Origin of the sequence: Qipengyuania sp. YIM B01966 (genome assembly GCF_016461955.1) — a bacterium.
GTDB lineage: Bacteria > Pseudomonadota > Alphaproteobacteria > Sphingomonadales > Sphingomonadaceae > QFOP01.
Genome location: NZ_JADMNM010000001.1, coordinates 463,834 through 489,550, shown reverse-complemented (window position 1 = coordinate 489,550; position 25,717 = coordinate 463,834). Strand labels below are relative to the sequence as shown.

The 25,717-nt window shown below is 67.7% G+C and carries 28 protein-coding genes; 15 read left to right on the top strand and 13 right to left on the bottom strand.

Annotated features, from left to right (window positions below; genetic code table 11):
* The first annotated feature begins 11 nt into the window (after nucleotides 1-11).
* Both ILT46_RS02490 and ILT46_RS02485 read left to right on the top strand, forming a co-directional pair.
* Entirely contained in the window at nucleotides 12-770 is a 759-nt protein-coding gene (locus tag ILT46_RS02490; protein ID WP_199503016.1) for a class II aldolase/adducin family protein, read from the top strand.
* Between the two features lie 19 nt (nucleotides 771-789).
* The gene (locus tag ILT46_RS02485) at nucleotides 790-1,302 is read left to right on the top strand and encodes a (2Fe-2S)-binding protein (RefSeq protein ID WP_199503015.1); all 513 of its coding nucleotides are present in this window, start codon (nucleotides 790-792) and stop codon (nucleotides 1,300-1,302) included.
* Here ILT46_RS02485 and ILT46_RS02480 read toward each other — a convergent pair.
* Entirely contained in the window at nucleotides 1,299-3,389 is a 2,091-nt protein-coding gene (locus ILT46_RS02480; protein WP_370592294.1) for a TonB-dependent receptor, read from the bottom strand. The two genes, ILT46_RS02485 and ILT46_RS02480, sit on opposite strands and share 4 nt — an antisense overlap.
* 106 nt (nucleotides 3,390-3,495) lie before the next feature.
* On the opposite strand from ILT46_RS02480, the gene ILT46_RS02475 reads away from it, so the two are divergent.
* Nucleotides 3,496-3,840 carry an ArsC/Spx/MgsR family protein gene (locus ILT46_RS02475; RefSeq protein ID WP_199503014.1) on the top strand — a complete coding sequence of 115 codons (345 nt, stop codon included), beginning with the start codon at nucleotides 3,496-3,498 and terminating at the stop codon, nucleotides 3,838-3,840.
* Here the strand turns inward: ILT46_RS02475 and ILT46_RS02470 are convergent.
* Complete coding sequence (locus ILT46_RS02470) at nucleotides 3,837-5,213, bottom strand: MFS transporter (protein WP_233396897.1); 1,377 nt, start codon at nucleotides 5,211-5,213, stop codon at nucleotides 3,837-3,839. The two genes, ILT46_RS02475 and ILT46_RS02470, sit on opposite strands and share 4 nt — an antisense overlap.
* 132 nt (nucleotides 5,214-5,345) lie before the next feature.
* Between ILT46_RS02470 and ILT46_RS02465 the strand changes: the two genes are divergently transcribed.
* Nucleotides 5,346-5,978, top strand: coding sequence for a class I SAM-dependent methyltransferase (locus ILT46_RS02465; protein WP_370592293.1), 633 nt, complete (start codon nucleotides 5,346-5,348; stop codon nucleotides 5,976-5,978).
* A gap of 12 nt (nucleotides 5,979-5,990) precedes the next feature.
* Here the strand turns inward: ILT46_RS02465 and ILT46_RS02460 are convergent, their stop codons facing one another.
* Nucleotides 5,991-6,833, bottom strand: coding sequence for a glycerophosphoryl diester phosphodiesterase membrane domain-containing protein (locus ILT46_RS02460; RefSeq protein ID WP_233396896.1), 843 nt, complete (start codon nucleotides 6,831-6,833; stop codon nucleotides 5,991-5,993).
* A 45-nt stretch (nucleotides 6,834-6,878) separates the two neighbouring features.
* Here ILT46_RS02460 and lipB point away from each other — a divergent pair, with 45 nt between their 5' ends.
* Both lipB and ILT46_RS02450 read left to right on the top strand, forming a co-directional pair.
* Nucleotides 6,879-7,550 carry a lipoyl(octanoyl) transferase LipB gene (lipB, locus tag ILT46_RS02455; protein WP_199503013.1) on the top strand — a complete coding sequence of 224 codons (672 nt, stop codon included), beginning with the start codon at nucleotides 6,879-6,881 and terminating at the stop codon, nucleotides 7,548-7,550.
* Nucleotides 7,550-7,903, top strand: a complete 354-nt coding sequence (locus tag ILT46_RS02450; RefSeq protein WP_199503012.1) for a hypothetical protein — start codon at nucleotides 7,550-7,552, stop codon at nucleotides 7,901-7,903. Before lipB ends, ILT46_RS02450 begins: the two co-directional genes overlap by 1 nt.
* Before the next feature lies 1 nt (nucleotide 7,904).
* Here ILT46_RS02450 and ILT46_RS02445 read toward each other — a convergent pair whose 3' ends face one another.
* On the bottom strand, nucleotides 7,905-9,008 hold the full coding sequence (locus ILT46_RS02445; protein ID WP_199503011.1) for an alkene reductase: 1,104 nt from the start codon (nucleotides 9,006-9,008) through the stop codon (nucleotides 7,905-7,907).
* 54 nt (nucleotides 9,009-9,062) lie between these two features.
* Here ILT46_RS02445 and ILT46_RS02440 point away from each other — a divergent pair, with 54 nt between their 5' ends.
* Complete coding sequence (locus tag ILT46_RS02440) at nucleotides 9,063-9,959, top strand: DMT family transporter (protein ID WP_199503010.1); 897 nt, start codon at nucleotides 9,063-9,065, stop codon at nucleotides 9,957-9,959.
* Here the strand turns inward: ILT46_RS02440 and nadA are convergent.
* From nadA to ILT46_RS02425, 3 genes are read right to left on the bottom strand one after another with little or no spacing between them, the layout of a single operon-like run.
* Nucleotides 9,956-10,945 carry a quinolinate synthase NadA gene (nadA, locus tag ILT46_RS02435; RefSeq protein ID WP_199503009.1) on the bottom strand — a complete coding sequence of 330 codons (990 nt, stop codon included), beginning with the start codon at nucleotides 10,943-10,945 and terminating at the stop codon, nucleotides 9,956-9,958. The two genes, ILT46_RS02440 and nadA, sit on opposite strands and share 4 nt — an antisense overlap.
* Nucleotides 10,946-10,956: 11 nt before the next feature.
* Nucleotides 10,957-11,736, bottom strand: coding sequence for a DUF4230 domain-containing protein (locus tag ILT46_RS02430; protein WP_233396895.1), 780 nt, complete (start codon nucleotides 11,734-11,736; stop codon nucleotides 10,957-10,959).
* Nucleotides 11,733-12,602 (bottom strand): MBL fold metallo-hydrolase, encoded by an 870-nt coding sequence (locus ILT46_RS02425; protein ID WP_199503007.1) that lies wholly within the window; start codon nucleotides 12,600-12,602, stop codon nucleotides 11,733-11,735. Before ILT46_RS02425 ends, ILT46_RS02430 begins: the two co-directional genes overlap by 4 nt.
* A gap of 75 nt (nucleotides 12,603-12,677) precedes the next feature.
* On the opposite strand from ILT46_RS02425, the gene ILT46_RS02420 reads away from it, so the two are divergent.
* Entirely contained in the window at nucleotides 12,678-14,144 is a 1,467-nt protein-coding gene (locus tag ILT46_RS02420) for an FGGY family carbohydrate kinase (RefSeq protein WP_199503006.1), read from the top strand.
* A gap of 3 nt (nucleotides 14,145-14,147) precedes the next feature.
* Here the strand turns inward: ILT46_RS02420 and ILT46_RS02415 are convergent, their stop codons facing one another.
* Nucleotides 14,148-14,603, bottom strand: a complete 456-nt coding sequence (locus ILT46_RS02415) for a DUF1465 family protein (protein WP_199503005.1) — start codon at nucleotides 14,601-14,603, stop codon at nucleotides 14,148-14,150.
* 93 nt (nucleotides 14,604-14,696) lie between these two features.
* A complete protein-coding gene (locus ILT46_RS02410) occupies nucleotides 14,697-14,906 on the bottom strand; it encodes a YdcH family protein (RefSeq protein ID WP_199503004.1) in 210 nt (69 codons plus the stop codon).
* Nucleotides 14,907-15,103: 197 nt separating this feature from the next.
* Here ILT46_RS02410 and ILT46_RS02405 point away from each other — a divergent pair, with 197 nt between their 5' ends.
* The 5 genes from ILT46_RS02405 (at nucleotide 15,104) to tilS (ending at nucleotide 20,671) form a co-directional block, all read left to right on the top strand.
* A complete protein-coding gene (locus ILT46_RS02405) occupies nucleotides 15,104-15,259 on the top strand; it encodes a YdcH family protein (RefSeq protein WP_199503003.1) in 156 nt (51 codons plus the stop codon).
* Between the two features lie 48 nt (nucleotides 15,260-15,307).
* The gene (gene ptsP / locus ILT46_RS02400) at nucleotides 15,308-17,578 is read left to right on the top strand and encodes a phosphoenolpyruvate--protein phosphotransferase (protein ID WP_199503002.1); all 2,271 of its coding nucleotides are present in this window, start codon (nucleotides 15,308-15,310) and stop codon (nucleotides 17,576-17,578) included.
* Between the two features lie 145 nt (nucleotides 17,579-17,723).
* Nucleotides 17,724-18,617, top strand: coding sequence for a helix-turn-helix domain-containing protein (locus tag ILT46_RS02395; RefSeq protein ID WP_199503001.1), 894 nt, complete (start codon nucleotides 17,724-17,726; stop codon nucleotides 18,615-18,617).
* Nucleotides 18,618-18,729: 112 nt separating this feature from the next.
* On the top strand, nucleotides 18,730-19,677 hold the full coding sequence (locus ILT46_RS02390; protein ID WP_199503000.1) for a tetratricopeptide repeat protein: 948 nt from the start codon (nucleotides 18,730-18,732) through the stop codon (nucleotides 19,675-19,677).
* Nucleotides 19,652-20,671, top strand: a complete 1,020-nt coding sequence (tilS, locus tag ILT46_RS02385) for a tRNA lysidine(34) synthetase TilS (protein ID WP_370592292.1) — start codon at nucleotides 19,652-19,654, stop codon at nucleotides 20,669-20,671. Before ILT46_RS02390 ends, tilS begins: the two co-directional genes overlap by 26 nt.
* Here the strand turns inward: tilS and ILT46_RS02380 are convergent.
* A complete protein-coding gene (locus ILT46_RS02380) occupies nucleotides 20,628-21,293 on the bottom strand; it encodes a L,D-transpeptidase family protein (protein WP_199502999.1) in 666 nt (221 codons plus the stop codon). The genes tilS and ILT46_RS02380 overlap by 44 nt on opposite strands.
* 91 nt (nucleotides 21,294-21,384) lie before the next feature.
* Entirely contained in the window at nucleotides 21,385-22,278 is an 894-nt protein-coding gene (locus ILT46_RS02375; RefSeq protein WP_370592291.1) for a transglutaminase-like domain-containing protein, read from the bottom strand.
* Between ILT46_RS02375 and ILT46_RS02370 the strand changes: the two genes are divergently transcribed.
* Nucleotides 22,277-22,843, top strand: a complete 567-nt coding sequence (locus ILT46_RS02370) for an alpha-ketoglutarate-dependent dioxygenase AlkB (RefSeq protein WP_199502998.1) — start codon at nucleotides 22,277-22,279, stop codon at nucleotides 22,841-22,843. The genes ILT46_RS02375 and ILT46_RS02370 overlap by 2 nt on opposite strands.
* Here ILT46_RS02370 and rimO read toward each other — a convergent pair.
* Nucleotides 22,821-24,215, bottom strand: a complete 1,395-nt coding sequence (gene rimO / locus ILT46_RS02365) for a 30S ribosomal protein S12 methylthiotransferase RimO (protein WP_199502997.1) — start codon at nucleotides 24,213-24,215, stop codon at nucleotides 22,821-22,823. The genes ILT46_RS02370 and rimO overlap by 23 nt on opposite strands.
* A gap of 63 nt (nucleotides 24,216-24,278) precedes the next feature.
* Between rimO and ILT46_RS02360 the strand changes: the two genes are divergently transcribed.
* Nucleotides 24,279-24,686 (top strand): DUF1761 domain-containing protein, encoded by a 408-nt coding sequence (locus ILT46_RS02360; protein WP_199502996.1) that lies wholly within the window; start codon nucleotides 24,279-24,281, stop codon nucleotides 24,684-24,686.
* Here ILT46_RS02360 and ILT46_RS02355 read toward each other — a convergent pair.
* Nucleotides 24,647-25,717 (bottom strand): potassium channel family protein, encoded by a 1,071-nt coding sequence (locus tag ILT46_RS02355; protein WP_199502995.1) that lies wholly within the window; start codon nucleotides 25,715-25,717, stop codon nucleotides 24,647-24,649. The genes ILT46_RS02360 and ILT46_RS02355 overlap by 40 nt on opposite strands.

Below are 25,717 nucleotides of genomic sequence, written 5' to 3'. Positions count from 1 at the left end.
GGAGACGACAGGTGGCCACCCAGATGAAGCCGCGGATCGAATGCAGCGCCGAAGAATGGGAAGCGCGGCAGGACCTGGCCGCCTGTTACCGGATCTTCGACCACCTCGGCTGGTCGGAATCGATCTACAACCACATCTCGGTCCGCGTGCCGGGCGAGGCGGGGGCGTTCCTGATCAACCCGTTCGGCCTGCTCTATAGCGAGGTCACCGCCTCGAACCTCGTCAAGATCGACATCGACGGCAACACGCTGGCGGGCAATTACCCGGTCAACAAGGCGGGCTTTACCCAGCACGCCTATTTCCACCGCCATCTCGACTGGGCGCACGCGATCTGCCACACCCATACGACCGAAACGATGGCCGTGTGCAGCACCGAACACGGGCTGCTGCCGACCAATTTCTATGCCTGCAATTTCATCGGCCAGATCGGCTATCACGATTTCGAAGGGGTGACGGTGCGCGCCGAGGAGGGCGACCGGCTGCTCGCCAATCTAGCCGACAAGCGCATCCTGATGCTGCGCAACCACGGCCCGGTGGTGATGGGGCGGACGATTTACGAGATGTTCCTGCAAACCTGGGCGCTGCAACGGGCCTGCGAAATCCAGTGCGCGACGCTGGCGATGGGGCAGCCGATCCATGTCGGCACCGATGTGATTGGGGTCCACCAGCGCGATCTCGGGCAGGTGCAGGCGCCGGGCGGGGCGGGCTATGCCGATTTCCAGGCTTGGAAACGGCGGATCGACCGTATCGACCCCTCGTGGCGCGACTGAGCGCCGGGAACGCCGCACCATGCCGGGGATGACGGTCAATGGCCGGCCGCTCGATTTCGCGCTCGACCCGGCGATGCCACTGCTGGTCGCGCTGCGCGAGGCGGCCAACCTCACCGGCACCAAATATGGCTGCGGCGCGGGCGATTGCCATGCCTGCACCGTGCTGGTCGACGGCACCGCGATGCGATCATGCCAGCTGACGCTGGCGGCCGCCGAGGGGCGCGATATCGTCACCATCGAGGGATTGAGCCGCGACCGCTCGCACCCGGTGCAGCAGGCGCTGGTCGCCGACCAGGCGATCCAGTGCGGGTTCTGCACTCCGGGTATCGTGATCGCGGCCGCCGCGCTGATCGCGCGCAATGCCGATCCCTCCGATGCCGACATCCGCGCGGCGCTGCCCAATCTGTGCCGCTGCGGAGTCTATCCGCGCCTGGTGCGGGCGGTCCGGCGGGCGGCGAGGCTGGCGCGCGCCAGCGCCCCTCAGCGCCCCGCTCAGCCCCTTTCCAACACCGCCGCCACCCCGGCACCCTAGAACGCGAATCGCACGCTCAGCGAGCCGTTCAGAGGCTCTCCCGGCTGGATATTGCTGTTGCCGTGCGCGCTCGGGTAATAGCGTTCATCGAGCAGGTTCTCGATGTTGAGCTGCACGCTCACCTGCTCGCTCAGCGCGTAATAGGCCGCCAGATCGACCCGCGCGAAACCGGGCAGGCGAACGGTGTTGCTGGCGGTGGCGTATTGCCCGCTCTGCCATAAGAGCCCGCCGCCCAATGCAAAGCGATCGGTCAGGTCGTAGCGGGTCCATGCGGACAGCTGGTGGCGCGGCAATTGGCCCGGCACGCGCCCGGCGGGCGCGGCGGCGGAATCGGTCAGATACTCGCCGTCCATCAGCGCATAGCCGAGATTGGCCTGCCAGTTCGGCCTGATCCGCCCGACGAGGCCGAGTTCCACCCCCTGCACGCGGCTTTTGCCGGTCAGCACGGTGAGGGCCGGATTGGCCGGGTCCGTCGCGCGGCTGTTCGACCGCTCGAGCCGGAAAAGCGCCGCGCTCAGCACCAGATCGCGGCGCGGCGCCCACTTGATGCCGGTTTCCCAATTGACGAACTTTTCCGGCGCCAGATCGGCGGTCACCGTGTCGAGCGCGCCGAACTGGTCGCCCGATTGCGGCAGGAAGCTGGTTGCGTAGCTGGCATAGAGCGAGACATCTGCGGCCGGCTTGCCGATAATCGCCGCGCGCGGGCTCCATTTGCGGTCGGTCCGCGAGAGGCCGGCCCCGGTCAGGAGGTTGGTGCTGGCAAGTTCGAAAGAATCGTGGCGCACACCGGCCAGCACCTGCACCGGCCCGAAATCGAGCTGGTTCTGGAGATAGGCGGAGAAGGTCGTCAGTTCGGCCGCAGTCGCGCGGCTGCGGACCCCCAGCCGGGCCGCCGGCACGGCCAGGGCGCGCTGCAACGGGATCGTCACGGTGCGCAGGCCGCCACCGAAATCGACCTCATAACGATCCGCCGTGGTGTCCTGTGTGCCGGCATCGAACCCGGCAACGATGGTATGCCGCACCCCGCCGGTCGTCGGCGTCCACACCAGATAGCCCTGACCCAGCCAGTTGCGGCGGTCGGTGTTCGAGGCATAGCCATTGAGGGTGACGGTGGTGCCATTGGTGGCGGCGGGCACGACGTTGCCGTAATATTTGTCGTAATCGCCCATCAGCCCGCCCAGGCTGAGCGTCAGGTCAGCGCCCAGCCGCTGTTCGAGCCGGAGCTGCGCGGTATGCGTCTGCGCGCGGCTCTGGTTGAAGGCCGGATCGCCGAAGAACGTCTTGTCATGGCCGGCAAGCGGCGCGGTGCCCAGCGACGGGATCCCGCGATCGGTGGTGCGGCGATCGTCGCCATAGGAATAATGTGCGATGACCCGCGTGTCGGGCGCCAATTCGGCGGTGACAGTGGGCGAGACACCCCAGAAGCGGCCGTCATAGACGTCGCGGTGGTTGGCGAACTCCTCGTAAGTCGCATTGAGCCGCGCCGCGGCCGTGCCTGAAAGCGGACGCGCAATGTCGCCCGTAACGGCCCAGGCGCCGAAACTGTCGAGCGTGCCGGCAAAATCCGTGACCGCCCGGCGCGGATCGGCGGTCTTGCTGACACGGTTGATGACCCCGCCGCCCCCGCCGCGCCCGAACAGCAGCGCATTGGCGCCCTTCAGCACCTCGATCCGTTCGACATCATAGAGCGGGCGGTAATATTGCGCGTCGTCACGCATCCCGTCGAGGAAGAAGTCGGCGGTGGTGTTCTGGCCGCGCAGATTGATCTGGTCGCGGTGCCCTTCGCCGGTGCCGATCGTCACCCCGGGGACATAGCGCAGCGCGTCATTGAGCTGGCGGGTGGCCTGATCATTGAGCTGGTCGGCAGTAATCATGGTGATCGTCTGCGGGATGTCGATCAGCGGCGTCGGCGCCTTCGCCGCGGCCGCCCCATCGCCATGCGCGTAGCCATGCGCTGCTGCGGTTACCACGATTTCGGGCGGCAGGTAATCGCCCGGCGCGGCATCGGCCGCTTCGGCGTGCGCGACGGCGGGCGCGATTACGGCTGAGATGGCTGCGCCGATAAGCATGGCGGCTCGAATGCTCACAATAAGACTCCACTTGCGAATGATTATCAAAATCGCCCTTATTGCGATTCATTCGCAGGTCAACCGGAAACATTGCGTGGCCCGCGATGCGCCCTATGCTCGGGGTATGAAAGCAACCATCTGGCACAATCCGAATTGCAGCAAATCGCGCGCGGCTTTGGCGATGCTCGAAGCCCGCGGCGACATTGCGGTGGAGGTCATCCGATACCTTGAGCAGCCGCCTTCGGCTGAAACGCTCGCCGCGCTTTATGACCGGGCCGGGATGCACCCGCGCGAGGGGCTGCGGCTAAGTGGAACCGACGCGGCCAAACGCGGCCGGCCGGATGCCGATGCCGCGACCATTCTCGCCGCCATGGCGGCCGATCCGCGCCTGATCGAACGCCCGCTGGTCGAAACCGACAAGGGTGTCCGGTTGGCGCGGCCGACCGAGGTGCTGGAGGAAATTCTCTAGCCGCGCCCTTCGAGCACGGCGTCGCTTTCGAGGCTGGTCCGCCCCAGCAGCAGCACCGCCAGGCACAGTGCCGCGATCAGGCCGAAGCCCAGCCACGGGTGCCAGCCATAGATCAGCACGCCGAGGCTGGGGGCGAAGATATAGGCCGCACCTGCGACCGAGGCGATGATCCCGCCAATCTGGCCCTGCTCGGCCCGCGTCACCGCGAGTGAGGAGCCGGCGGTCACCCCCGGCCGAAGCAGGCCGAAGCCGAGCGATGCGATCGCCATGCCGAGCGCAATCGGGTGCAACTGGTGCGCCGCACCGACCAGCAGGGTACCGACCACCGCCAGCCCGGCACCCCACAGCGTCGACGCCTTGGGCCCCAGCTTGAGCATCGGGATCAGGCCCCATTGCGCCAGCAGCGTCGAAATCGCGCCCGCCATCAATACCAGCCCGATCGGCCCGGCAGCGGCATGGGCATCGCCGCGCAGGCCCAGCCGGTCGAGCACGACAAAGCCGATCACCCCGACCAATGCCGCCTGCGCATGGCCGCCGAGCAGGCTGGCGACCAGCCACGGGCGCAGCCTCCGGTCGGTCCAGCGCAGATGCGGGATATCGCCCACCGGCAGCGCGCCCGCATCTTCCGCTTCATCGTCGGCATCGTCGCGGCGGCTGGCCATCCCAGCGTTCGAGCCGGCGCTGAAGGGCGCGGCAATGACCTCGCCGCGCGCCGCATAGCTTGGCGTGTCATCGGGCAGAATGGCCCGCAGCGCTATCAGAACCACCAGCGCGATGGCCGAGAAGATCACGAACGGGCCCACCAGCCCCAATCCGTCGAATACCAGCAGCGGCGCCAGCGCCGGGCCGATCACTGTGCCGAGCCCGAAGCTCGAGGCGACCAGCGCCAGTGCCCGTGTCCGCTCGCTGCGGGCGGTGCGGCTGGCGACATAGGCCTGGACCGCTGGCGGCGCGGCCGAGCCGAACCCGCCATAAAGGCTGCGCGCGGCGGCAAACAGCACCAGCGTCAGCGTCGCCGAAAGCGCGCCGGCGAGGCCGAACCACAGCACCAGCCCGCACAGCGAGAACGACAGGATGAATCCGATCAGTCCCAGCGCCATCATCGCCTTGCGACCGCGCCGGTCCGAGCGGCGCGCCCAGAACGGCGCCATCAACATCCACAACACCGCAGACCACGTATAGGCCGTGCTGATCCACACATCCGCTACGCCGAGATCGGTCCCGATCGAGGGCATCACCGATTGCATCGCGGTATTGCCCGCCGCCGTCACCAGCATGACCATGAACAGCAGTGCCATGCGCCCGCGCGAAATCGCGCTGCCCGTTCCCGGCGCCGCTGCCGGCGCGGCAGGGGGGAGGTCGTTTTCCGCCATTGCGCCCGCGCTAGCCTTCGGTGGGCAGACTGGCAATCGCCCGCCGGCGATGCTTGCCAAGCGGCGGCGAATTTGCGATTTCGCTGGCATCCTTGGCCGCGACCTTCCGGCGGCGCCTGCGAGTAAGCCATCTTGAATTCGACCAACGATCTGGCAGCGCCGCGCCTGCCACGCCGCCGCTCACTGGCCCATCTGTTCGGTCAATGGGGCGTGTTTTTTCGGGGCTTTGTCGAACATCCGCGGATGGTCGGCTCGATCATTCCGTCTTCCCGCTTCACCATCCGCAAGATGCTGGCGCCGGTGAAATGGGACGAATGCCGGCTGTTCGTCGAATACGGGCCGGGGGTCGGCACGTTCTGCGGGCCGGTGCTCGAACGGTTGCGGCGCGATGGCGAGCTGATCGTGATCGACACCAACCCGCTCTATATCGACTATCTCAAGCGCACCTTTGCCGACAGCCGGTTCCACGCGGTGCTGGGCTCTGCCGAAGATGTCGAGCAGATCGTCCGCGCTTTGGGCCACGACCACGCCGATTACGTGCTGTCGGGCCTGCCCTTTTCGACCCTGCCCGATGGCGTGGGCGACCGGATCGCGGCAGCGACGCACCGGGTGATCCGGCCGGGCGGGGCCTTCCTGGTCTATCAGTTTTCGAGCGCCGCACGCGATTTCATGGCGCCCTATTTCGCGCGGATCGAGCAGGGGTTCGAACTGCTCAACATCCTGCCCTGCCAGCTGTTCTGGGGCTGGAAGGACGACGCCGCCTGACCGGCGACCCTTCTATTCGATTGGGGCAGGCGGTGCGGCGGGCTCTGCACCGGCAAGCTGGCGATGCACCGCGGCGAGCGCGGCGAGGATCAGCACCGCCCATGCTGCATTTAGCAGCGCGGCAACGAGGCCATTGCCGATCAGCGCGCCTTCGGGGCCGAACAGAGCAAAGATGAGCCCTGCGATCATCGACACGACGATAAACGCCACCGTCACCGCCAGCGCGATCAGGAAGATGAACAGGAACAGCCGCAGGCTGTTGCCCCGGGTCAGCTGCCAGGACCGGCGCAGCGCGGCCACCGGATTGCGCTGGCGGTCGATCATCAGCACCGGCGATACCAGCGCGAATTTGGTCATCAGGTAGATGAGTCCGACGATGGCAGCGATCAGCAGCAGTGCACCAGCGGCGGGCGACACAGCCATAAGCGCGAGCGGAATGATCAGCAACAGCCCGGCACCAAACCCTGCGATCAGCTGGCTCCCGATATAAGGCAATAGCGCGCCTGTGCCCTGCTTCAGCGCCTCGCCCACGGTCGGCCGGCGCGGGCCGAGGAGGTCGAGCAGCGCCAGCATCCCGACGGCCTGCGCCAGGCCGATCAGCAGGAAGACCCACCAGTGCCGGGCGTAAAAGCTCCGCAACGCGTCCATCGCTGCCTCGGGATCGCCCCCCGGTTTGCCCGCCATGGACAGCCCTTCGGCCATGTCGGGCAGCAACAGCATCATCCCCAGATAAGGCAGGAAGAAGAACAGCCCGGCGATGATCAGCACCGTTTCGCGATTGGCCGACAGCATGGCCAGCGCCTCGTTCCACGCCCGGCTCATGTCGAATTTGCGCGCCATCTCGATACCCCTCATGCTTAGCCCCTTGATAAGCGGCCCGGACCGCGCCACGCAATGGCCATGACTGCGCCGTCCACGCCGCCGACCCCAGAAATTTGCCGCGAGAGCAAGCTCGTACCCTATCGCGCGGCGCTGGCGGAGATGGAGGCGCGTAACCGGGCGATCGCTGCGGGCGAGGCGGCCGAGCTGGTCTGGCTGCTCGACCATCCGCCGGTCTATACTGCCGGGACCAGCGCGGCGGGCGCCGAACTGCTCGATCCGCGGTTCGAGGTTGTCGAGGCCGGGCGGGGCGGGCGCTATACCTATCACGGGCCGGGCCAGCGGATCGGCTATGTCCTGCTCGACCTGTCGCGACGCGGACGCGACGTGCGTAATTTCGTCCATTCGCTCGAAGGCTGGGTGATTGCGGTGCTGGGCGATCTGGGCCTCGCCAGCTGGCGCGCGGAGGGGCGGGTCGGCATCTGGACCACCGACATTGACGGGCGCGAGGCGAAGATCGGCGCGATCGGTGTGCGCGTGCGCCGCTGGGTGACGATGCACGGCTTGTCGCTGAACCGCGCGCCCGATCTCGACCATTTCAGCGGCATCGTGCCCTGCGGGATTGCCGAACACGGCGTGACGAGCCTTGCACGGCTGGGGATAGATATTACCAGCGAGGAACTGGACCAGGCGCTGCTGGCGCGCCTGCCCGATTTCCTGGCCGCTCTCGGCCGCTGCGGAGACAGACCCTGATGCCTGCTGTGCGCCTTACTGCCATCCTTGCCCTGCTGCCGGCGCTGGCTCTGGCCGCCTGCGGCGGTTCGGGCATCGATGCCGGCACGGCCGAAGACAGCAAGGGCGAGGTGCTGGGCGGCTCGATCAGCGACGCCATGCTGCCGCTCGACACGGTGCGCTCGCAATCCGCCCCGGCCGAACCCGATGCGATACCGGAGGCTGACGGTTCCGGCGATGGCGGGGCGGAGCGCGCGCCCGGCCAGGCTGACGATACCCCCGCCGCCGCCGCGCCGTCCGCGTCGCGCCCCCTCGCCGATGCGGCGCCGGAGCCGGACGCGGCGGCGGCCGATGGGGCCGACGCGCCAGAATAGCTCAGGCGGCGCGTTCTTCGGCCAGCGTCGGATAATCCACATAGCCTTCCGGGCCGGGCAGATACCAGCTGACCGGCACGTTGACGTTGGGCGCAAAAGGCGCCCCTTCGGCAATGCGCAGATCGAGGTCGGGGTTGGAGATATAGGGCCGCCCGAAGCTGACCGCGTCGCACCGCCCGGCCGTGATATCCGCCTCGGCCTGCTCCGCCGTATAGTCCGAATTGAGAACCAGTTTGCCGGAGTAGAGCGAGCGGATCAGCGGGCTCTGCTTGGGCACATCGGTGTTCCCGAAGGTGCCATCGGGGCCAGGTTCGCGCAGTTCAAGGAAGGCAACCTTCAACTCCTCGACCACCCGCGCCGCCGCGCCGAAGGTCGCCGCCGGATCGCTATCGTCGCAGCCTTGCGTCTCGCCATTGGGCGACAGGCGCACGCCGACGCGCTCCGGCCCCCAGACGCCGATCAGCGCGCTCAATGCCTCGCGCAAAAAGCGCGTGCGGTTTTCCGGGCTGCCGCCATATTCATCCTCGCGCAGATTGGTCGAATCGCGCAGGAACTGGTCCACCAGATAGCCATTGGCGCCGTGCAGCTGGACGCCATCGAACCCCGCCCGCCGGGCATTCTCGGCGGCCTTGGCGTAATCTTCGATCACGCGCGGAATTTCGGCCAGCGGCAATTCGCGGGCGGGTTCGTAATCCTTGCGGCCGGTGGGGGTGTGCGCGTGCCCCGGCGCGCAGGTGGCAGACGGCGAGACGCCCGGCTTGCCATCATTGAAATCGGCATGGACCAGCCGTCCCATATGCCACAGCTGAAGAACTATACGTCCGCCCGCTTCGTGCACGGCATCGGTGACGCGGGCCCATCCATCGACCTGTTCGTCGCTCCAGATGCCCGGCGCGAAAGGCCAGCCGAGCCCTTCCTGGCTGATCCCGGTTGCCTCGCTGATGATCAGCCCGGCCCCGGCGCGCTGGCTGTAATAGGTCGCCATCATCTCGTTCGGGACCATCCCCGGCGCCGTGGCGCGCCCGCGCGTCAGCGGGGCCATGAAGATGCGGTTCGGGCAGTGAATGGCCCCAAGATCGATCGGCTGGAACAGCGCGTCATGCATTGCAGGCGAATCCTTTTCGCTGGTTTCGTGTCATTTCCGGGCTAGGGGCGCGCGATGAGCAGTGCAACCAGCCCGCATGACAACGAATCCTTGGCCCCGCGCGCGTGGCACTTGGCGGCCTTGCTGCTGGGAAATGCCTTCCTCGCCCTGGGGCCGTGGCTGGTGCGGCTGACCGATACCGGCCCCGTGGCTGCGGGTTTCTGGCGCATGGCGCTGCCGCTGCCGCTGTTCTTGTTCCTGGCCTGGCGCGAGCGCGGCGCCAACCGGCCGACCCGGCGCACGGCAATGTTGCTGATCATGGCAGGAACGGCCTTCGGGCTTGACCTTGCGAGCTGGCATACAGGGATCGAGTTGACGCGGCTGGGCAATGCCACCCTGTTCGGCAATGCGGGCAGCATCCTGATCATGCTGTGGGGTCTGGTAGCGCTGCGCCGCGCGCCCGATGGCAAGGAATGGCTGGCCTTGGCGGCGGCCTTTGGCGGGGCGGCGCTGTTGATGGGCCGCAGCCTCGAGATTTCGGCCGCGACGCTGGTCGGTGACCTGTTCTGCCTGCTCGCCGGGGCCTTCTATGTGATCTATATCCTGCCGGCACAAATGGCCCGCGCGACGTTGGGGCAGTGGACAGTGCTGACGATGATCAGTCTTGCCGCAGCGCCCGTTCTGCTGGCAATCGCGCTGTTCATCGGCGAACCGGTTGTCCCGGGTGACGCCGGGTGGCTCCCGGTGGTTGGCCTGGCCCTGTCCAGCCAGGTCATCGGGCAGGGGCTACTGGTCTATGCGCTCAAGCACTTTACGCCGCTGATCATCGGCATGGCGCTGTTGACCCAGCCGGCGCTCGCCGCGCTGAGCGGATGGCTGGCGTTTGGCGAGGTGCTGGCGCCGCTCGACTTGGTCGGCATGGCGCTGGTCAGCGCGGCGCTGGTTCTCGCCAAAGCCGGCGGGAAAACCTAGCGCGCCCCCAGATCGCCCTGGCCGACAGTCCCGCTGGCCATTTCCAGCATGCGGTCGAGGCTCTTCTTCGCCGCAATCCGCAGGCCTTCCTCGATCTCGATCCGCGGTTCGAGATCGCGCAGCGCGGTGTAAAGCTTCTCCATCGTGTTCAGCGCCATGTAGGGGCAGATGTTGCAATTGCAGTTGCCGTCGGCGCCGGGCGCCCCGATGAACCGCTTTTCAGGCACCGCCTTTTCCATCTGGTGCATGATGTGGGGTTCGGTGGCGACGATCAGCGTATCGCCGGGGAAGGTCTTGGCGAATTGCAGAATGCCGCTGGTCGAGCCGACATAATCGGCGTGATCGATGATCGCCGGCGGGCATTCGGGATGCGCGGCCACAGGCGCGCCCGGATGCTGTTCTTTGAGCTTCAGCAGTTCGGTTTCGGAAAATGCCTCGTGGACGATGCACACGCCCGGCCACAGCAGCATCTCGCGTCCGAACTTGCGGCTGAGATAACCGCCCAGGTGCCGGTCTGGACCGAAAATGATCTTCTGCTCGGGCGGGATCTGGCTGAGGATCGTCTCCGCGCTCGAACTGGTGACGATGATATCGCTGAGCGCCTTCACCTCGGTCGAACAGTTGATGTAGGTCAGCGCGATATGGTCGGGATGCGCTTCGCGGAAAGCGCGGAACTTGTCGGGCGGGCAACTGTCCTCGAGGCTGCACCCGGCGTCGAGATCGGGCAGCACGACGATCTTGTCGGGGCTGAGGATCTTGGCGGTATCGGCCATGAACTTGACGCCGCAGAAGGCGATCACGTCGGCATTGGTGGCGGCCGCCTTGCGGCTCAGCTCGAGGCTGTCCCCCACGAAATCGGCAATGTCCTGGATTTCGGGCTTCTGATAATAATGCGCCAGGATCACTGCATTGCGCTCTTTGCGCAGGCGGTCGATTTCGGCCAGCAGGTCGGTTCCGGTCGGCAGTCTGGTATTGAAGGCGGTCATTATCATCCCCGTCAGGCGCGAAGGCTCGCGCGTGTCGTTATAGAACGGTGCAGCAGCTGCCAGCGTTCCCGTATCAGCGCGGGGCTGGCGCCGGCTGCTGCGCGGGCCGGTGCGAGCTTCGCGGTGCCGGGGGGCAGCGCAGCGGGCGCTTCCCCGTCAAAACGAACCTCGACCGTCACCTCCCCCTTGGCGACGCTCGCCAGCGGCACGGCGAGGTTCTGGCGCAGTGCCTCGCGCGCGGCCTGCCGGGCGAGCGCCAGCACCTCGGGGTTCTTGGCGAAGGCAGCGGCTTTCGCTTCGGCCTGAAGCGAGTTGTTGCGGCTGAGGTCCTGCGCGGCATCGCGGGTGACGAACACCCCCTCGGTGAACACCCGCGCGCGGCCTTCGTCGATATTGGGGCGCGAGATCCGGAGCGGCGGGAGGATCACTTCGAGCGTGCGGCTGGCCTCGTCCCAGCGCAGCCGGTCGCGGTCCATCTGCGCCAGATCGACGCGATATTCGACCGTTGCCGGCACAATCGTCGCCTGCCGCGACTGGAGAATCGGCACCCCGGCCACGCCGCGACTGTCGGTGCTCTCGGCGACCACCTCGAACCGCGAGGAGAACACGGTCAGCGAATTCTGCTTCTGGAAGGCGAGCATCGCGCTACCGACCGGATCGCCTTCCTCGGTCTCGAAGAACGCTTTCCAGCCGAGCCACGCCACCGCTGCCAGCAACGCGACGATAATCAACCACGGCACGCCCTGAACGCGCGCGAGATTGACGGGGGCCGGGCGGTCAGTGTCGGTCATGCGCTGTGCCATATATCTCCTTCGCGGCGGGCGAGCCCGCGCCGGGCCAGATCTTCGAGATGCGCCCACACGCTGCCTTGCGCTGCGCCGTTGAGCCGGGGGTCGAGCCCTTTGTACATCACCGGCACCATCTCCGCGATCCGCTGCGGGCCGGCCTCGAGCAGGCGGCGGATCTGGTTTTCACGCTGGCGGCGATGGCCGATCATCCCGCGCACCAGCTGGCGCGGATTGTCGATCGCCGGCCCGTGCGCCGGGTAATAGATGCGGTCCTCGCGCGTCTGCAGGCGGTCGAGGCTGGCGAGGTAATCGGCCATGTCGCCTTCGGGCGGGACGACCACGCTGGTCGACCAGCCCATCACGTGATCACCGGTGAACAGCGCGCCGCTTTCTTCGAGCGCGAAGCACAGATGGTTGGCCACATGGCCTGGCGTGGCCAGCGCGCGCAAGGTCCAGCCGTCGCCCACCAGCGCCTCGCCATCGGCCAGCACCCGGTCGGGCGCATAAGCGAAATCGAACGGCGCATCGGCGCGCGGGTGATCGTCGGCCATCGCCAGCGGCGCGCAGCCGATGATCGGCGCGCCGGTCTGCGCGGCGAGCGGCGCGGCGGCAGGCGAATGGTCGCGGTGGGTATGCGTGCACAGGATCGCGGCGATCCGCGCGCTGCCGACCGCGGAGCGGATCGCCGCGAGATGCGCGTCCTCTGCAGGGCCAGGATCGATCACCGCCACATCCGCGCCTGCGCCGACCAGATAGGTCTGCGTGCCCGTATAGGTATAGGGCGAGGGGTTGGGCGCGAGCACGCGGCGGACCAGCGGTTCGAGCTGTTCGGCCGTGCCGGTCGGCCAGGGCTGGGGGGGGGGCGCCATCGACCCTATGTGGCGGGTGGAAGGTGCTGTGCCAAGGCCTCTTGGCGGCAGGGCTGCGGCGGTTACAACGCGGCCATGGGCGAACACATTCTGGTCATCGACGCGGGCACCACCTCGACCCGCGCCATCGCGTTCACTGCCGACGGGCGCGCCGGCCCCACCGCGCAGCGGCCGCTGACGCAGCATTATCCCCGCCCCGGCTGGGTCGAACACGACGCGAACGAAATCTGGCAGGCGAGCCTCTCCTGTGCGCGCGAGGTTATCGCCGCGCTCGGCGGGCCGGACCGGATCGCGGCGATCGGTATCACCAACCAGCGCGAGACGGTGGTGGCATGGGACAAGGCCAGCGGCGAGCCGGTTGCCCGCGCGATCGTCTGGCAGGATCGCCGCACCGCCGAGATGTGCGCCGCGATGAAAGAGGCCGGGCGCGAGGCGGAGGTGCAGGCGGCCACCGGCCTGCTGCTCGATCCCTATTTCTCGGCCACGAAGATCCGCTGGCTGCGCGATCATGACGCGGGCGTGCGGGACGTGCCGGCCAATCGCCTCGCCTTCGGCACGGTCGAAAGCTGGCTGACGTTCAAGCTGACCGGCGGGGCGCATCTGTCCGACGCCAGCAACGCCTCGCGCACGCTGCTGCTCCGGCTGGACGGGGCCCAGCTCGACGCGGATCTGTGCCAGTGGTTCGGGATCGACCGGCAGACGCTGCCGCAAGTGGTCGATACGCATGGCGCGCTCGCCGTCACAAGCGCAGAGGTGCTCGGTCGGCCGATTGCGCTGTGCGCGCTGATCGGCGATCAGCAGGCCGCGACGATTGGCCAGGGGTGCCTGACACCGGGCGAGGCCAAGGCGACCTATGGCACGGGCGCCTTCATGCTCGCCAATATGGGCCAGACGCTGCCACGGTCCGATCACCGCCTGCTCGGAACGGTGCTATATCAGCACGGCGGGCAGCGAACCTATGCGCTGGAAGGATCGGCCTTTGTCGCGGGCAGCTTGATCCAGTGGCTGCGCGACAGTTTGCGGATCATCGGCAATGCCGCCGAGACGGAGGCGCTGGCCCGATCGGTCGAGGGCAGCGGCGAGGTGGTGGTGGTGCCGGCACTCGCCGGGCTGGGCGCGCCGCATTGGCGGGCCGACGCGCGCGGGCTGATCGGCGGCCTCAGCTTTGCCAGCGGCCGGGCCGAGATCGCCCGCGCCGCGCTGGAGGCGATGGCCCACCAGACGCACGATCTGGCCACTGCGTTCGCGGCCGATGGCGCGCGCTGGACGCGGCTGCGCATCGATGGCGGGATGAGCGCCAATGACTGGATGGCGCAGGACATTGCCGACATTCTCGCTCTGACAGTCGAACGGCCGGCCTTTGTCGAAACCACGGCGCTCGGCGCGGCGATGCTGGCGGCGGTCGGGGCGGGCGTCCACCCCTCGCTCAACGCCGCGGCGGCGGCTATGCGCGGCTCGGTAGCCGAATTCACGCCGGCAATGGCGGATGATGTGCGGGCCGAGCGGCTGGCCCGCTGGCACCGCGCGGTGGCGCAGGCCTGAGAGCTAGTTCCCGCCGCTCGCCGTCAACCGTTCGCGCAGCCGTTCGACCGCCGGCGGCTGCATGATGAAGCTGTGGTGCCAGTCGGCATCGAGCCGCGCGACCCGCGCATGAAGCCGCTCGCTATCGCCGATCAGCTTGACGATCGCGGCGGGCAGCAGCGCCAGATTGTCCAGTTCGGCGGCGCGTGCCGGCGCCAGCAGCGCGCAGCGGCGCAACTGGAATTCGCTGATCCCGCCATCGTAATAGGACCGCCGGTTGAGCAGCCAGGCAAGGATGTGCATCACTCGCGTCGTCGTTCGAAGGCCCTCGACCGACAGGGCCAGCCGCACGGCCGGATCGTCGGCCGCCGCTTGCGTATCGCCGGCGCGGCCGAAGCCGTCGCGCACCGCATCGGCAAGGCCCAGCGCCTCGACATATAGCGCCTCGATGATCGGCCGGGTGATGCTGGCGGTATTCATGGAAGGCCCCGCGATAAAACCGCGCGGCTGCCGGTGGGAAGGGTGCGGACCGGGATTTCCCAAGTTTTCCGCTCAGCCGCCACAGGGCTGCGATCAGGCGATAATGTCAGGAATCAGCATATCCTCGACCGCCGCGATCTGGTCGCGCAGGCGCAGCTTGCGTTTTTTCAGCCGGGCGATCTGCAACTGGTCGACATAGCCCGACTGCGCGCCCGCATCGCCCAGCGCCGCGATCGCCGCGTCGAGATCGCGATGTTCGGTGCGCAGCGCCTCGAGCCTTTTGCGCAATTCCTGCTCGGTCACGCCGCACTGTGCCCCTTACCGCTCGCCGGCGCTTCGTCGCGCCTGGCCCCGCGCTTCGTCGCTTAAGCGAATATCCGGGCTTCGCAAGGGGCCCGGACTATGATTTGATGGTCTTTGCGCGGCTCGTATCCAGCGCAAGCGCGAGTCGCCCCGTCCGGGCCGCTTCCGGCTGCGGACCAACAAAGGAGAGCGACACGATGGCCTCGTCTCACGTCCACGCCCTGCAGACCAAGCATGCCGGTATCGAGACCATGCTGCGGGCCGAACTGGCGCGCCCCGCGCCCGACGCGGCGACCATCCAGACGCTCAAGAAACAGAAACTCCGGCTGAAGGAAGAAATCGCGGCCGGATAAGGGCTTCGCCCGCGTTCCCCTCGGCGGCGAAGCTGCTATAGCGGCAGCATGAGCGCAGCCGCGGCCGCCCGGTCGATCCTCAACCAGTTGCACGAGGTCATGGCCTCGCGCCTTCACGCGCAGGCCAAGCTTGACCGGGTGGTCGAGATTATCGGCACCGCGCTCAATAGCGAGGTGTGCTCGATCTATCTCCTGCGCGAGGGGATGCTTGAACTCTATGCCACGCGCGGGCTCAACCAATCGGCGGTGCACGTTACCCGACTGGCGATGGGCGAAGGGCTGACCGGCACCATCGCGGCCTATATCGACACGCTCAACCTCGCCGAGGCGAAGGCGCATCCCGATTTTTCGTACCGGCCCGAAACCGGCGAGGACAAGTTCCATTCCTTCGCCGGTGTGCCGATCGTCTATCGCGAACGCGCGGTCGGCACGCTGTGTGTCCAGCACGTCGAGCCGCGCCGCTACGAAGATGTCGAGATCGAGGCGCTGCAGACCGTCGCCATGGTGCTGAGCGAGTTGATCGCACATGCCGAACTGGTCGATGCCGAGGACGGCGTCGGCCTGACGCCCGAGATGACCGGGCCGGCGATCATCAGCGGGCAAACGCTGGTAAAGGGGCTGGCCGCCGGCGCGGCGGTGTTCCACCAGCCGCGGATTACAATCGAACACGTCGTGGCCGAAGATACCGAGGCCGAGCGTCAGCGGGTCTATCGCGCGTTCGACCGGATGCGCGAACAGATCGACCAGATGGCCAGCCAGGCCGAGTTCGGCGCCGCCGGTGAGCACGAGGAGGTACTCGAGACCTACAAGATGTTCGCTTACGACGAAGGCTGGTCGCGGCGGATCAACGAGGCGATCGATTCCGGGCTGACCGCCGAGGCTGCCATCGAGCGGGTCCAGCAGCGCACCAGGATGCGGATGCGCGAGATCGACGATCCCTTGCTAGCCGACCGGATGCACGATCTGGAAGATCTGTCGAACCGGCTGCTCAGGATCGTTTCGGGGCAGATCGGCACGGCGGCGAGCGCGGGTCTGCGGCGCGACACGATCCTCATCGCGCGCAATCTCGGCCCGGCCGAACTGCTCGAATATGATCGCCGCCGGCTGAAGGGGGTGGTGCTCGAGGAGGGTTCCCTCACCGCCCACGTCGTGATCGTTGCGCGGGCGATGGGCATCCCGGTGCTCGGCCGGGCGCGCGGGATTCGGGGCGTCGTCAGCGATGGCGACGAGATCCTGCTCGATGCCGATCGGGCGACCGTCACCGTGCGGCCCGCGCCGCCGATGATCGATGCGTTCGAGGCGCGCTTTGCCCGCTCGCGCGAGCGGCAGGCCGCCTACGCCGAATTGCGCGACGTCGAACCGTTCACCCGCGACGGCACCCGCATCCAGGTGATGATCAATGCGGGCCTGCGCGACGATATGTCGCTGCTGAGCCTGACCGGGGCGGACGGCATCGGCCTGTTCCGCACCGAATTCCAGTTCCTCGTTTCGGCCACCCTGCCGCAGCGCGAGCGCCAGACGCGGCTCTACCGCGATGTGCTCGACGCCGCGGGCGAGCGGCCGGTCATCTTCCGCACTGTCGATATTGGCGGCGACAAGGCGGTGTCCTATCTGCGCTCGGACATTGCCGATCAGGACGAAAACCCGGCGATGGGCTGGCGCGCGCTGCGCCTCGCGCTCGAACGCGAAGGGTTGTTGAAGGCCCAGGCCCGCGCGCTGCTCGAGGCGTCGGCCGGGCGGGTGCTCAACGTGATGTTCCCGATGGTCTCCGAACCGTGGGAATTTGCGGCGGCCAAGGCAGTGTTCGAGGCCCAGATCGCTTTCCTGCGCGGTCAGCGCCGGCACCTGCCTGACGAAATCCGCTTCGGTGCAATGCTCGAAGTGCCCGCATTGGCCGAGGTGCTCGATCTGCTGCTGCCGCAGATTCATTTCCTCTCGATCGGCACTAACGACCTCACCCAGTTCCTGTTCGCGGCCGACCGCGCCAATCCCAAGCTCGCCGAGCGCTATGACTGGCTCTCGCCCGCGATCCTGCGCTTTCTGCGGCGGGTGGTGCAGGCGAGTGCCGGCTATCCGGTCGATCTCGGCGTCTGCGGCGAGATGGGCGGGCGCCGGCTGGAGGCGCTGGCGCTGCTCGGTCTCGGCTATCGCCGGCTGTCGATCACACCCGCCTCGGTCGGCCCGATCAAGGAACTGGTGCGAAAGGTCGATCTGGCGGAACTGGGCAGGCAGATGACGCTGTGGCTGGCCCAGCCCCCGCCCGATCTGCGCGCGGCGCTGACGGAATGGGCGACGGCGCGCGGGATCGAAACGGACTGATGAGCGCAGCCGCGCGCCGCTTCGTCGTAAAGGCTGCGGGCGCCGCCAGTGCGCGCTTGACAGGCGCTGTCCGCCGGGGCTTTCACCGGGCAAGGGGATCGGGGCGGCGCCGGATCAAAAACCGGCCTGACGGGATGGGACGCTGATGGTCGACGACGAGGGTTATCCGGGCGGGGAACTGCCCCTGATGGGTGTGGGCGAGCGCTTGCGCCGCGCGCGGGAAGCGACCGGCAAGTCGCTGGCCGAGATCGCCGCCGAAACCCGCATCCCGCAGCGGCACCTTACGCTGATCGAGGATGGCGCCTTCGATGCCCTTCCCGCACGCACCTATGCGGTGGGCTTTTCGCGTTCCTACGCCAGCGCGGTCGGCCTCGATCCACGTGCAATCGCCGATGACGTGCGCGCCGAACTCGGCACGGCCCGCACGGCTGACGCGCCCCAGCGACTGCGCAATTTTGAACCAGGCGACCCCGCGCGCGTACCATCGCGCGGGCTGGCGCTCGCGAGCCTTGCGGCGCTGGCGCTGCTGCTGGCGGGCGGTGTGATGTTCTACCGCACCTATTTCGCCCCCGGCCTGACCCCACCCCCGCTCACGACGGAAACGGTCGCTGCCCGCCCGACCGGCGCGCCTACAGCCGGCGGTGCGGCGCCCGCAGCCGCCAGCGGCCCGGTGGTGTTCACAGCCGAGGATGACGGGGTGTGGGTGCGGTTTTACGATGGCGCCGGCACCCGGCTGATAGAAAAGGAACTGGCCCGCGGCGAAAGCTATACCGTGCCGCCCGGCACCGACCGGCCCCAATTGTGGACCGGCCGGCCCGAGGCGCTGGCAATAACGGTGGGCGGCCGGCCGGTCGCCAAGCTGGCCGACCGGCAGCAGGTGATGCGTGATGTGCCGGTTGACGCGGCCTCGCTCGCGGCCCGCCGGGCGCCCGGTCCGGTCAGCGCTGGCGGTGCGCCGAGTGCGGCAACGCCGGCCGCGCCCATGCCGGGGACAGCACCGTCGCCAACCTCGGACGGGCGGATTTCCCCGACCACGTAGCACCCCGTTCTCGACAAGCGCTTGCGCGCCCGGCAGCAAGGCACACGGATCGTTCAGCCGCTGTTCGGCCCTCGCCGGCGATGGACAGCACCGGACCAGAGGGATTGAAGAGATGAAGTTCAAGACTATCAGCCGCCTGCTGGCCGCCGGTAGCGCGCTGGCGGCACTGCTGACGGCGCCCGTGCCGGCCTTGGCACAGGACGCCAATGCTGAGGCGCGCCTGCGCCGGATCGAACAGGAAGTGCGCGCCCTGCAGCGGCAGGTCTTTCCCGGCGGCGACGGGCGCTATTTCGAACCCGAGATCAGCAATGCCCAGGCCCCGCGTCCGGCCGGAAGCACCCCGCCGGCGACCACGGCGGTGACCGACATTCTGGCGCGGATGGACGCGGTGGAAAGCTCGCTCCAGCGGCTCACCGCGCAGAGCGAGGAAAACGCCAATGCGCTGCGCATCCTGACCACGCGTGTCGCCGCGCTCGAAGGCACCGGCACACCGGCAGCCGCCGCGCCGGCGGCCACCACTCCGGCCCCTTCCGCTGCAACACCGGCCCCGGCACCCCAGGCCGCGCGTCCGGCGACGCAACCTGCCGGAGCCACACCGGCCCCCGCCGCGCGGCTCAGCGCCGAACGGTTGGCCCGCGTGCAGGCGATTGCCAAGCCGCAGACCGGCGATGCCGGCGACGATGAATATTCCTACGGCTTCCGGTTGTGGGAAGCGGGGCTGTTTCCCGAAGCGCAGCAGCAATTGACGCTGTTCGTCGAACGCTATCCCAGCCACGCGCGGATCAGCTTCGGGCGCAACCTGCTCGGCCGGGCCTATCTCGACGATAACAAGCCGCGCGAGGCGGCACCGTGGTTCCTGCGCAATTACCAGAGCGACCGGAACGGCGCGCGCGCGGCCGACAGCCTGCTGTTCCTTGGCGAATCGATGATCGCCATGCAGGACACCAACCGCGCCTGCATCGCGCTCGCCGAATTCAGCGAGAATTATCCGGCGGTCGCGGCAGGCCGGCTGGCGAGCCAGTATCAGGCGGCGCGTGGCCGGGTCCGCTGCCCCGCCTGATCTGCTGCCAGCGGCGCTGGTCAGCCGCTTCGCGGGCGATCTTGCGCCACTGAACCCGGCCGATCCGCCCGGCGCGCGCGTCGGCTTGGCGGTGTCGGGTGGGTCTGACAGTGTGGCCATGCTGCTGCTGGCCGCCGCCGCCATTCCCGGGCGCATCGCGGCGGCAACCGTTGACCACGGCTTGCGTGCCGAGAGCGCCGACGAAGCGGCGCTGGTGGCCGAATTGTGCGCCCGTATGGGCGTGCCGCACCGGACGCTCGCCGTCTCGCTCGCACCGGGCAACACGCAGCAAGCGGCGCGGCAGGCGCGCTATGCGGCGCTGGGCGAGTGGGCGGCCAAACTGGGCCTTGCTGCGATCGCTACCGCGCATCACGCCGACGACCAGGCCGAAACGCTTTTGATGCGGCTCAATCGGGGCAGCGGGCTTGGCGGGCTCGCCGGCATCAGGCCGGCGGCTTGCCTGGCCGGGCCGGTGCCGGTGGTGCGCCCGTTGCTCGGCTGGCGGCGGGCCGAGCTCGCGGCGGTTGTGACCGACGCTCAGCTCGAGGTGGTGGACGACCCGACCAATGCCGACCTGCATTACGACCGCGCGCGGATGCGCGGGCAGCTGGCCGCTGCCCCGTGGCTCGATGCGGCGGCGCTGGCGCGGTCTGCCGGGCATCTCGAACAGGCGGCGGCGGCGCTCGCGCACTATGCCGATGCCGAATGGCGGGCCGAGGTCAGCGCGCCGGCGCCGGGGCGGCTGTTCTACCGCCGAAGCGATGCGCCGGCCGCCATCCGCCTGCTGGTGCTCGAACGCGCGCTGGCGCAGCTTGGCGGGCGCACCGTCCTGCCGGGCGATGTCGCGCGGCTCGATGCGTCGCTGGTGCCCGGTGCGCGCGCGACACTGGCGGGGGTGATCGTCACCCGCACGGCGACCGGGGATAAGATGATGGTGGAACCGGGCCGGGTTAGAGGATCGACTGCCCGATCCCCAGCTTCGCCCCGCGCGTGATGATCACCTTGTCGCCGACATTGGCGACTTCGAACAACCGGCTGGCAAGGCCATTGGGGATCGCCACGCAGCCATGGCTGGCATAGCCGTTCTCGACCTCGGCTCCGCCGTGCATGGCGATCCCGTCATTGGTCAGCCACAGCGACCACGGCATCGGCGCGTTGTTATAAGTGCGCGATTGATAATGGCGCGATTTGCGCAGGATCGGGAATGTGCCGAGCGGTGTCGGGTGATCATCGGTGCCGAGCATCGCCGCCGCCGCACCGATTTCATAGCCGTTGCGAAAGACCGACACGACGCGCGCCTCGAGATCGACGGTGATTACCAGCGGCCCATCGGGCACGCCTTCGTCGTCCCAATGCCATTCGCCATATTTGATCGGACCGGTAATCGGCAGCACCCGCTTGACGACGAACGGGCTATCGGATGGCGCTGCGGATTGCGCGGGGGTGGGGGCCGTTATCGCACCGGGTGTGGGCGGGGCGACCGGGGGGAGCGCTCCTTGGGCCCGCGCCGGCAACGGATTGGCGGGCGGGGGATCGTCGGTCATCAACACCAGCGCGGCAAAGCCCGCGACCACCAGCGCGCTCGCCCCGCCGATCCATTTCACCGCATCGTTCATGCAATCGGGAATGGCAGAATGCCGCAGCCTTTGCCAGATGCTGCCCCGTGCCGCCCCGCTGCGGGACTGGCGGCGGGCGGCAGGTTAATGGTCAGCCCTGGTCATTGGTGCGGCCGTTGATCGTCACCGTCTTGCTGAGGAATTCGGTCGGCCCGAAGCTGCTCATGAAGCTGACATCGGCGGCATCGCGGCCGACGCCGATCTTCACGATGTTTTCCGGCTGCGCCATGCCGGTGGCATCGACCAGATACCATGCGCCGCCGCCGGGCGTGGTCGGATCGGCGAGGAAGACCTCGGCCACGGCGTGGAAATCCTGCGGCGTGACGCCCGGGGCAAAGCAGCTGACGAACCGCGCCGGTATGGTCGAGGCGCGCGCCAGCATCACCATGACATGCGCAAAATCGCGGCAAATGCCGTGGCGTTCGACAAAGGTGTCGAGCCCGGTCGTGTTGGCATCGCTGACCCCGGGGGTGTAGCTGATGTTCTCGGCGATCCAGTCGTGCATCGCCATGATCCGCTCGCCGCCCTGCAGGCTGCCGAATTCGGCCTCGACATAAGGCTGGAAGCGCCCGGCCGGGCAATAGCGCGAATCGAACAGATATTTGACCACATCGCCCGGCAGATCATGCGGCTCGACCCGCTGGAGCGGCCGGATTTCGGTCAGCAGCCGGTTGACCTCGACCTTGGCCTTGTAACTCACATCGTAGCGTCCGCTGGCCCGGATCCAGATGCGTTCGCCGATCAGATCCTGCGCTGGAACGCGGGCGAAATGTTCGCCCCTGGTCACCCAGGTATCGGTTTCGAGCAGTTTCTGTTCGGGTATGACGGCGGCTTCGAACTGTAGCAGCACGTCCACCGTTTGCGGCATGGTGAACGAGAATGCGAGGTCGATGTCTATGGCCATGATTGCCCCATGCGCCAGCGGCGAGGGATTTTCCACCCGATACTTATCGAGCGCGGCGGGCGTGCCCATATCGTGCGTCATGAGCGCTCAGCACGACCTGTTCGGCGTAGCCCCAGCCCGCCCGGCAGGGCTGACGCTTGTCACAGAGGCGGTCAGTCATGAAGAGGCCGCCCGTCTCGAAGGCCTGGTCGACGCTGCCCCGCTCGCGCCGTTCCGGTTCCAGCGATGGACCGGCAGGCGCCTCACCGCGAGTTACGGCGCGGCTTACGATCATGCCGCTGGCCGGCGGGTAGAGGATGCACCCTTTCCCGCCTGGCTGCGCCGCCTGGCGCAAGAGATTGCACCGCTGGGGGGTGTGGCCGCTTACCAATGCGTGCAGGCGCTGCTGATCCGCTACGATCCGGGTGCGGGCATCGGCTGGCACCGCGACCGGCCGCATTATGGCGAGGTCCTCGGCCTGTCGTTGTCAGCGCCCGCCACCATGCGGTTCCGCCGCCGCAGCGCCGCCGGGTTCGACCGTGTCAACGTGCCCCTGCCGCCACGCTCGCTCTATCGGCTGTCGGGTGAAGCGCGCGAGGAGTGGGAGCATTCGATCGCGCCAATGGAGGTGATGCGCCGGTCGATCACGCTGCGGACGCTGCGCTGATCACGCCGTAGAGGTCGTGCGCGTCGGCATCCTCGACATGGACAGAAACGATGTCTCCGGCGACCAGCGTTGACGGCACATTGCGCAAATAGACTGCACCATCGATTTCTGGCGCATCGGCCTGGCTGCGCCCGGTGGCGCCGATATCGCCGTCCTCGTCAGGCTCGCCGACCGCGTCGATAATCACCGGCAGCGTGCGCCCGACCTTGGCCGCGAGCCGGGCGGCGCTGATCCGCTCGGTCACCTCCATCAGCCGGGCGTAGCGTTCTTCCTTGACCGGCTCGGGGACATGGCCGGGCAGGTCGTTGGCCTGGGCGCCCGCCACAGGTTCGAAGCGGAACGCGCCCACCCGGTCGAGTTGGGCTTCTTCGAGCCAGTCGAGCAGATAGCGGAAATCCTCCTCGGTCTCGCCCGGAAAGCCGACCACGAAGCTCGAACGGATGGTGAGGTCGGGCGCGATGGCGCGCCAGGCGCGGATCCGTTCAAGCACGCGCGCCTCGTTCGCGGGGCGCTTCATCGCCCGCAGCACCGCCGGGCTGGCGTGCTGGAACGGGATGTCGAGATAGGGGGTCAGCAGCCCTTCGGCCATCAGCGGGATCACCGCATCGACGTGGGGGTAGGGATAGACATAATGCAGCCGCACCCACGGCACCGCACCCTGCGGCGTGCGCAACTGGCCCAGTTCGCGCGCCAGATCGGTCATGTGCGCGCGCACCTCGCGATCTTGCCAGCGGCGCGCCTCGTGGCGGATATCCACCCCGTAGGCGCTGGTATCCTGGCTGATCACCAGCAATTCGCGCGTGCCGGCCGCGATCAGCTTTTCGGCCTCGCGCAGCACCGCATCGACCCGCCGGCTGGCCAGCCGCCCGCGCAATTGCGGGATGATGCAGAAGGCGCAGGAGTGGTTGCAGCCTTCGGAGATCTTGAGATAGCTGTAATGGCGCGGGGTCAGTTTGATGTCGGGTTGCGGGATCAGATCGACAAAGGGCCCCTGGCTGGGCGGCGCGGCCTCGTGCACCGCCTCGACCACTGCCTCATATTGATGGGCACCTGTCACCGCGAGTACCTGCGGGAACCGGGCGCGGATTGCCTCGGCCTCCTCGCCCATGCAGCCGGTCACGATCACCCGGCCATTTTCCACGACCGCCTCGCCAATCGCCTCCAGGCTTTCTTCCTTGGCCGAATCGAGAAAGCCGCAGGTGTTGACCAGCACCACGTCCGCGCCGGCATAATCGGCGCTCATCGCATAGCCATCGGCGCGCAGCCGCGTCAGGATGCGTTCGGAATCGACCAGCGCCTTGGGACAGCCGAGGCTGACCATGCCGACTTTCTTCTGATCGGGAAGGGTCACGGGAGGGGTTGGCACACGCATCGCGCGCCGCCCCTACACGACGCGGCGCAAAACCGCTACACGCTGCGGTGAACGGGGATTGTGATGGGTCTGGTCGACTGGAGTGCTGTAATGGTCGCCGCGCTCAGTGCCTTTGCGCTGGGCGGGGTGTGGTACGGCCCGCTATTTGGTGAAGCCAAGCGCGAATATGCCCCGCGCATCGCCGAAGCGCGGCGCAACAAGGTGGTGACGCTGGGCACCACGCTGCTGCTGATGCTGGTATCGGCGACCATGCTGGGCCATTTCTTCGCGCGCATCGGACCTGTCGTACTGGCGCAGAAACCGTGGCTGTATGCGATGCAGTCGGGCGGGGTGGCGCTGGCCTTCGTGGTGCCCGCGCTGTGGACCAGCTATATCCACCAACGCCGCCCGCTGCGGCTGGCGCTGATGGATGGGGGGTACTGGATTGCGTCCTATCTGGCGATGGGTGCAGTGTTCTGGGCGCTGTCGTGAAGCGTCGGAACGATCGCCAGCACGATGTCGCCTTCGCGAATGACGGCCTCGTCCTCCTCCCAGAAGCCGATTTCGTCGCCGCCGCGGAAAATCCGCAAACCGCGCGCCTTGCCGGGCAGATCGCTTAGCGAGCGGCCGATATCCTGCGGCCCGGCTTGCCGTTCGACCAGCTGCACCCGGCCCTGTGCCGAGGCAAGATCAGCCATATATTCAGCGACATGGCTGCCCTGGGCGGAACCGGCCAGCAGCAGTCCGGTGAAGCGTACCGGGTTGATGACATTGTCGGCCCCCGCCTGCCGCGCGAGTAGTTCGTTATCCTCGGCCCGGATCACGACGCTGATCGGCACGTAAGGGGCCAGATGACGCACGGTCAACACCAGCAGGATGGACGTATCGTCCCGGCCAGCGGACACCAGCACCCGGCATGCCCGATCGATATTGACGGCTTGCAGCGTCTCGTCCCGTGTGGCGTCGGCGGTCATCACATTGCAGCCGAGCTGTTCGGCTTCCAGCGTGCGTTCCTCTTCCGGGTCGATCACCACGATGGCCTCGGGCGGTGTGCCCCGCTCGATCAGTTCGCCGACGCTCTGCGAATTGGAGATGCCGTAGCCCAGCACAACGATGTGGTCGGCCAGCTGCTGCTGTATCCGGCGCATGCGAAATTTCTCCCAGCTCCGCTTGATGATGAAATTGTATGCCGCACCGACGAAAATGAACACGACGGCGAAACGGATCGGCGTGACGATCACCGCCTCGACCAGCCGTGACCGGTCCGAAATGGGGGCGATGTCGCCAAATCCGGTGGTGGTGACAGAGATCATCGTGAAATAGATCACGTCGAGAAAACTGATGTGGCCGTCGTGATTGTCCACCAGACCGTCGCGGTCCCACCAGTGGATCATCACGACAATGAAGATCAGCCACAGGGCCAGGCCGAGGCGGATGCCCAAATCGCCCCAGACGGGCACTTTGAGCGCGCGGCGCAGCGGTTGGAAGGCGGGTGCGCGCTTGCGAGGAAAGCGGTCAGCCAT

Coding starts and splice junctions, on each gene's coding strand:
- ILT46_RS02430 (WP_233396895.1), bottom strand. CDS start 11,736: ATGACCGACACTGACCGCCCGGCCCCCGTCAATCTCGCGCGCGTTCAG.
- ILT46_RS02355 (WP_199502995.1), bottom strand. CDS start 25,717: ATGGCTGACCGCTTTCCTCGCAAGCGCGCACCCGCCTTCCAACCGCTG.
- rimO (WP_199502997.1), bottom strand. CDS start 24,215: ATGCGTGTGCCAACCCCTCCCGTGACCCTTCCCGATCAGAAGAAAGTC.
- ILT46_RS02445 (WP_199503011.1), bottom strand. CDS start 9,008: ATGCATGACGCGCTGTTCCAGCCGATCGATCTTGGGGCCATTCACTGC.
- ILT46_RS02420 (WP_199503006.1), top strand. CDS start 12,678: ATGGGCGAACACATTCTGGTCATCGACGCGGGCACCACCTCGACCCGC.
- ILT46_RS02440 (WP_199503010.1), top strand. CDS start 9,063: ATGAGCAGTGCAACCAGCCCGCATGACAACGAATCCTTGGCCCCGCGC.
- ILT46_RS02485 (WP_199503015.1), top strand. CDS start 790: ATGCCGGGGATGACGGTCAATGGCCGGCCGCTCGATTTCGCGCTCGAC.
- ILT46_RS02450 (WP_199503012.1), top strand. CDS start 7,550: ATGCCTGCTGTGCGCCTTACTGCCATCCTTGCCCTGCTGCCGGCGCTG.
- ILT46_RS02475 (WP_199503014.1), top strand. CDS start 3,496: ATGAAAGCAACCATCTGGCACAATCCGAATTGCAGCAAATCGCGCGCG.
- ILT46_RS02460 (WP_233396896.1), bottom strand. CDS start 6,833: ATGAGGGGTATCGAGATGGCGCGCAAATTCGACATGAGCCGGGCGTGG.
- ILT46_RS02370 (WP_199502998.1), top strand. CDS start 22,277: ATGAGCGCTCAGCACGACCTGTTCGGCGTAGCCCCAGCCCGCCCGGCA.
- ILT46_RS02390 (WP_199503000.1), top strand. CDS start 18,730: ATGAAGTTCAAGACTATCAGCCGCCTGCTGGCCGCCGGTAGCGCGCTG.
- ILT46_RS02375 (WP_370592291.1), bottom strand. CDS start 22,278: ATGACGCACGATATGGGCACGCCCGCCGCGCTCGATAAGTATCGGGTG.
- ILT46_RS02405 (WP_199503003.1), top strand. CDS start 15,104: ATGGCCTCGTCTCACGTCCACGCCCTGCAGACCAAGCATGCCGGTATC.
- ILT46_RS02415 (WP_199503005.1), bottom strand. CDS start 14,603: ATGAATACCGCCAGCATCACCCGGCCGATCATCGAGGCGCTATATGTC.
- ILT46_RS02380 (WP_199502999.1), bottom strand. CDS start 21,293: ATGAACGATGCGGTGAAATGGATCGGCGGGGCGAGCGCGCTGGTGGTC.
- ILT46_RS02395 (WP_199503001.1), top strand. CDS start 17,724: ATGGTCGACGACGAGGGTTATCCGGGCGGGGAACTGCCCCTGATGGGT.
- ILT46_RS02360 (WP_199502996.1), top strand. CDS start 24,279: ATGGGTCTGGTCGACTGGAGTGCTGTAATGGTCGCCGCGCTCAGTGCC.
- lipB (WP_199503013.1), top strand. CDS start 6,879: ATGACTGCGCCGTCCACGCCGCCGACCCCAGAAATTTGCCGCGAGAGC.
- ILT46_RS02470 (WP_233396897.1), bottom strand. CDS start 5,213: ATGGCGGAAAACGACCTCCCCCCTGCCGCGCCGGCAGCGGCGCCGGGA.
- nadA (WP_199503009.1), bottom strand. CDS start 10,945: ATGACCGCCTTCAATACCAGACTGCCGACCGGAACCGACCTGCTGGCC.
- ILT46_RS02425 (WP_199503007.1), bottom strand. CDS start 12,602: ATGGCGCCCCCCCCCCAGCCCTGGCCGACCGGCACGGCCGAACAGCTC.
- ptsP (WP_199503002.1), top strand. CDS start 15,308: ATGAGCGCAGCCGCGGCCGCCCGGTCGATCCTCAACCAGTTGCACGAG.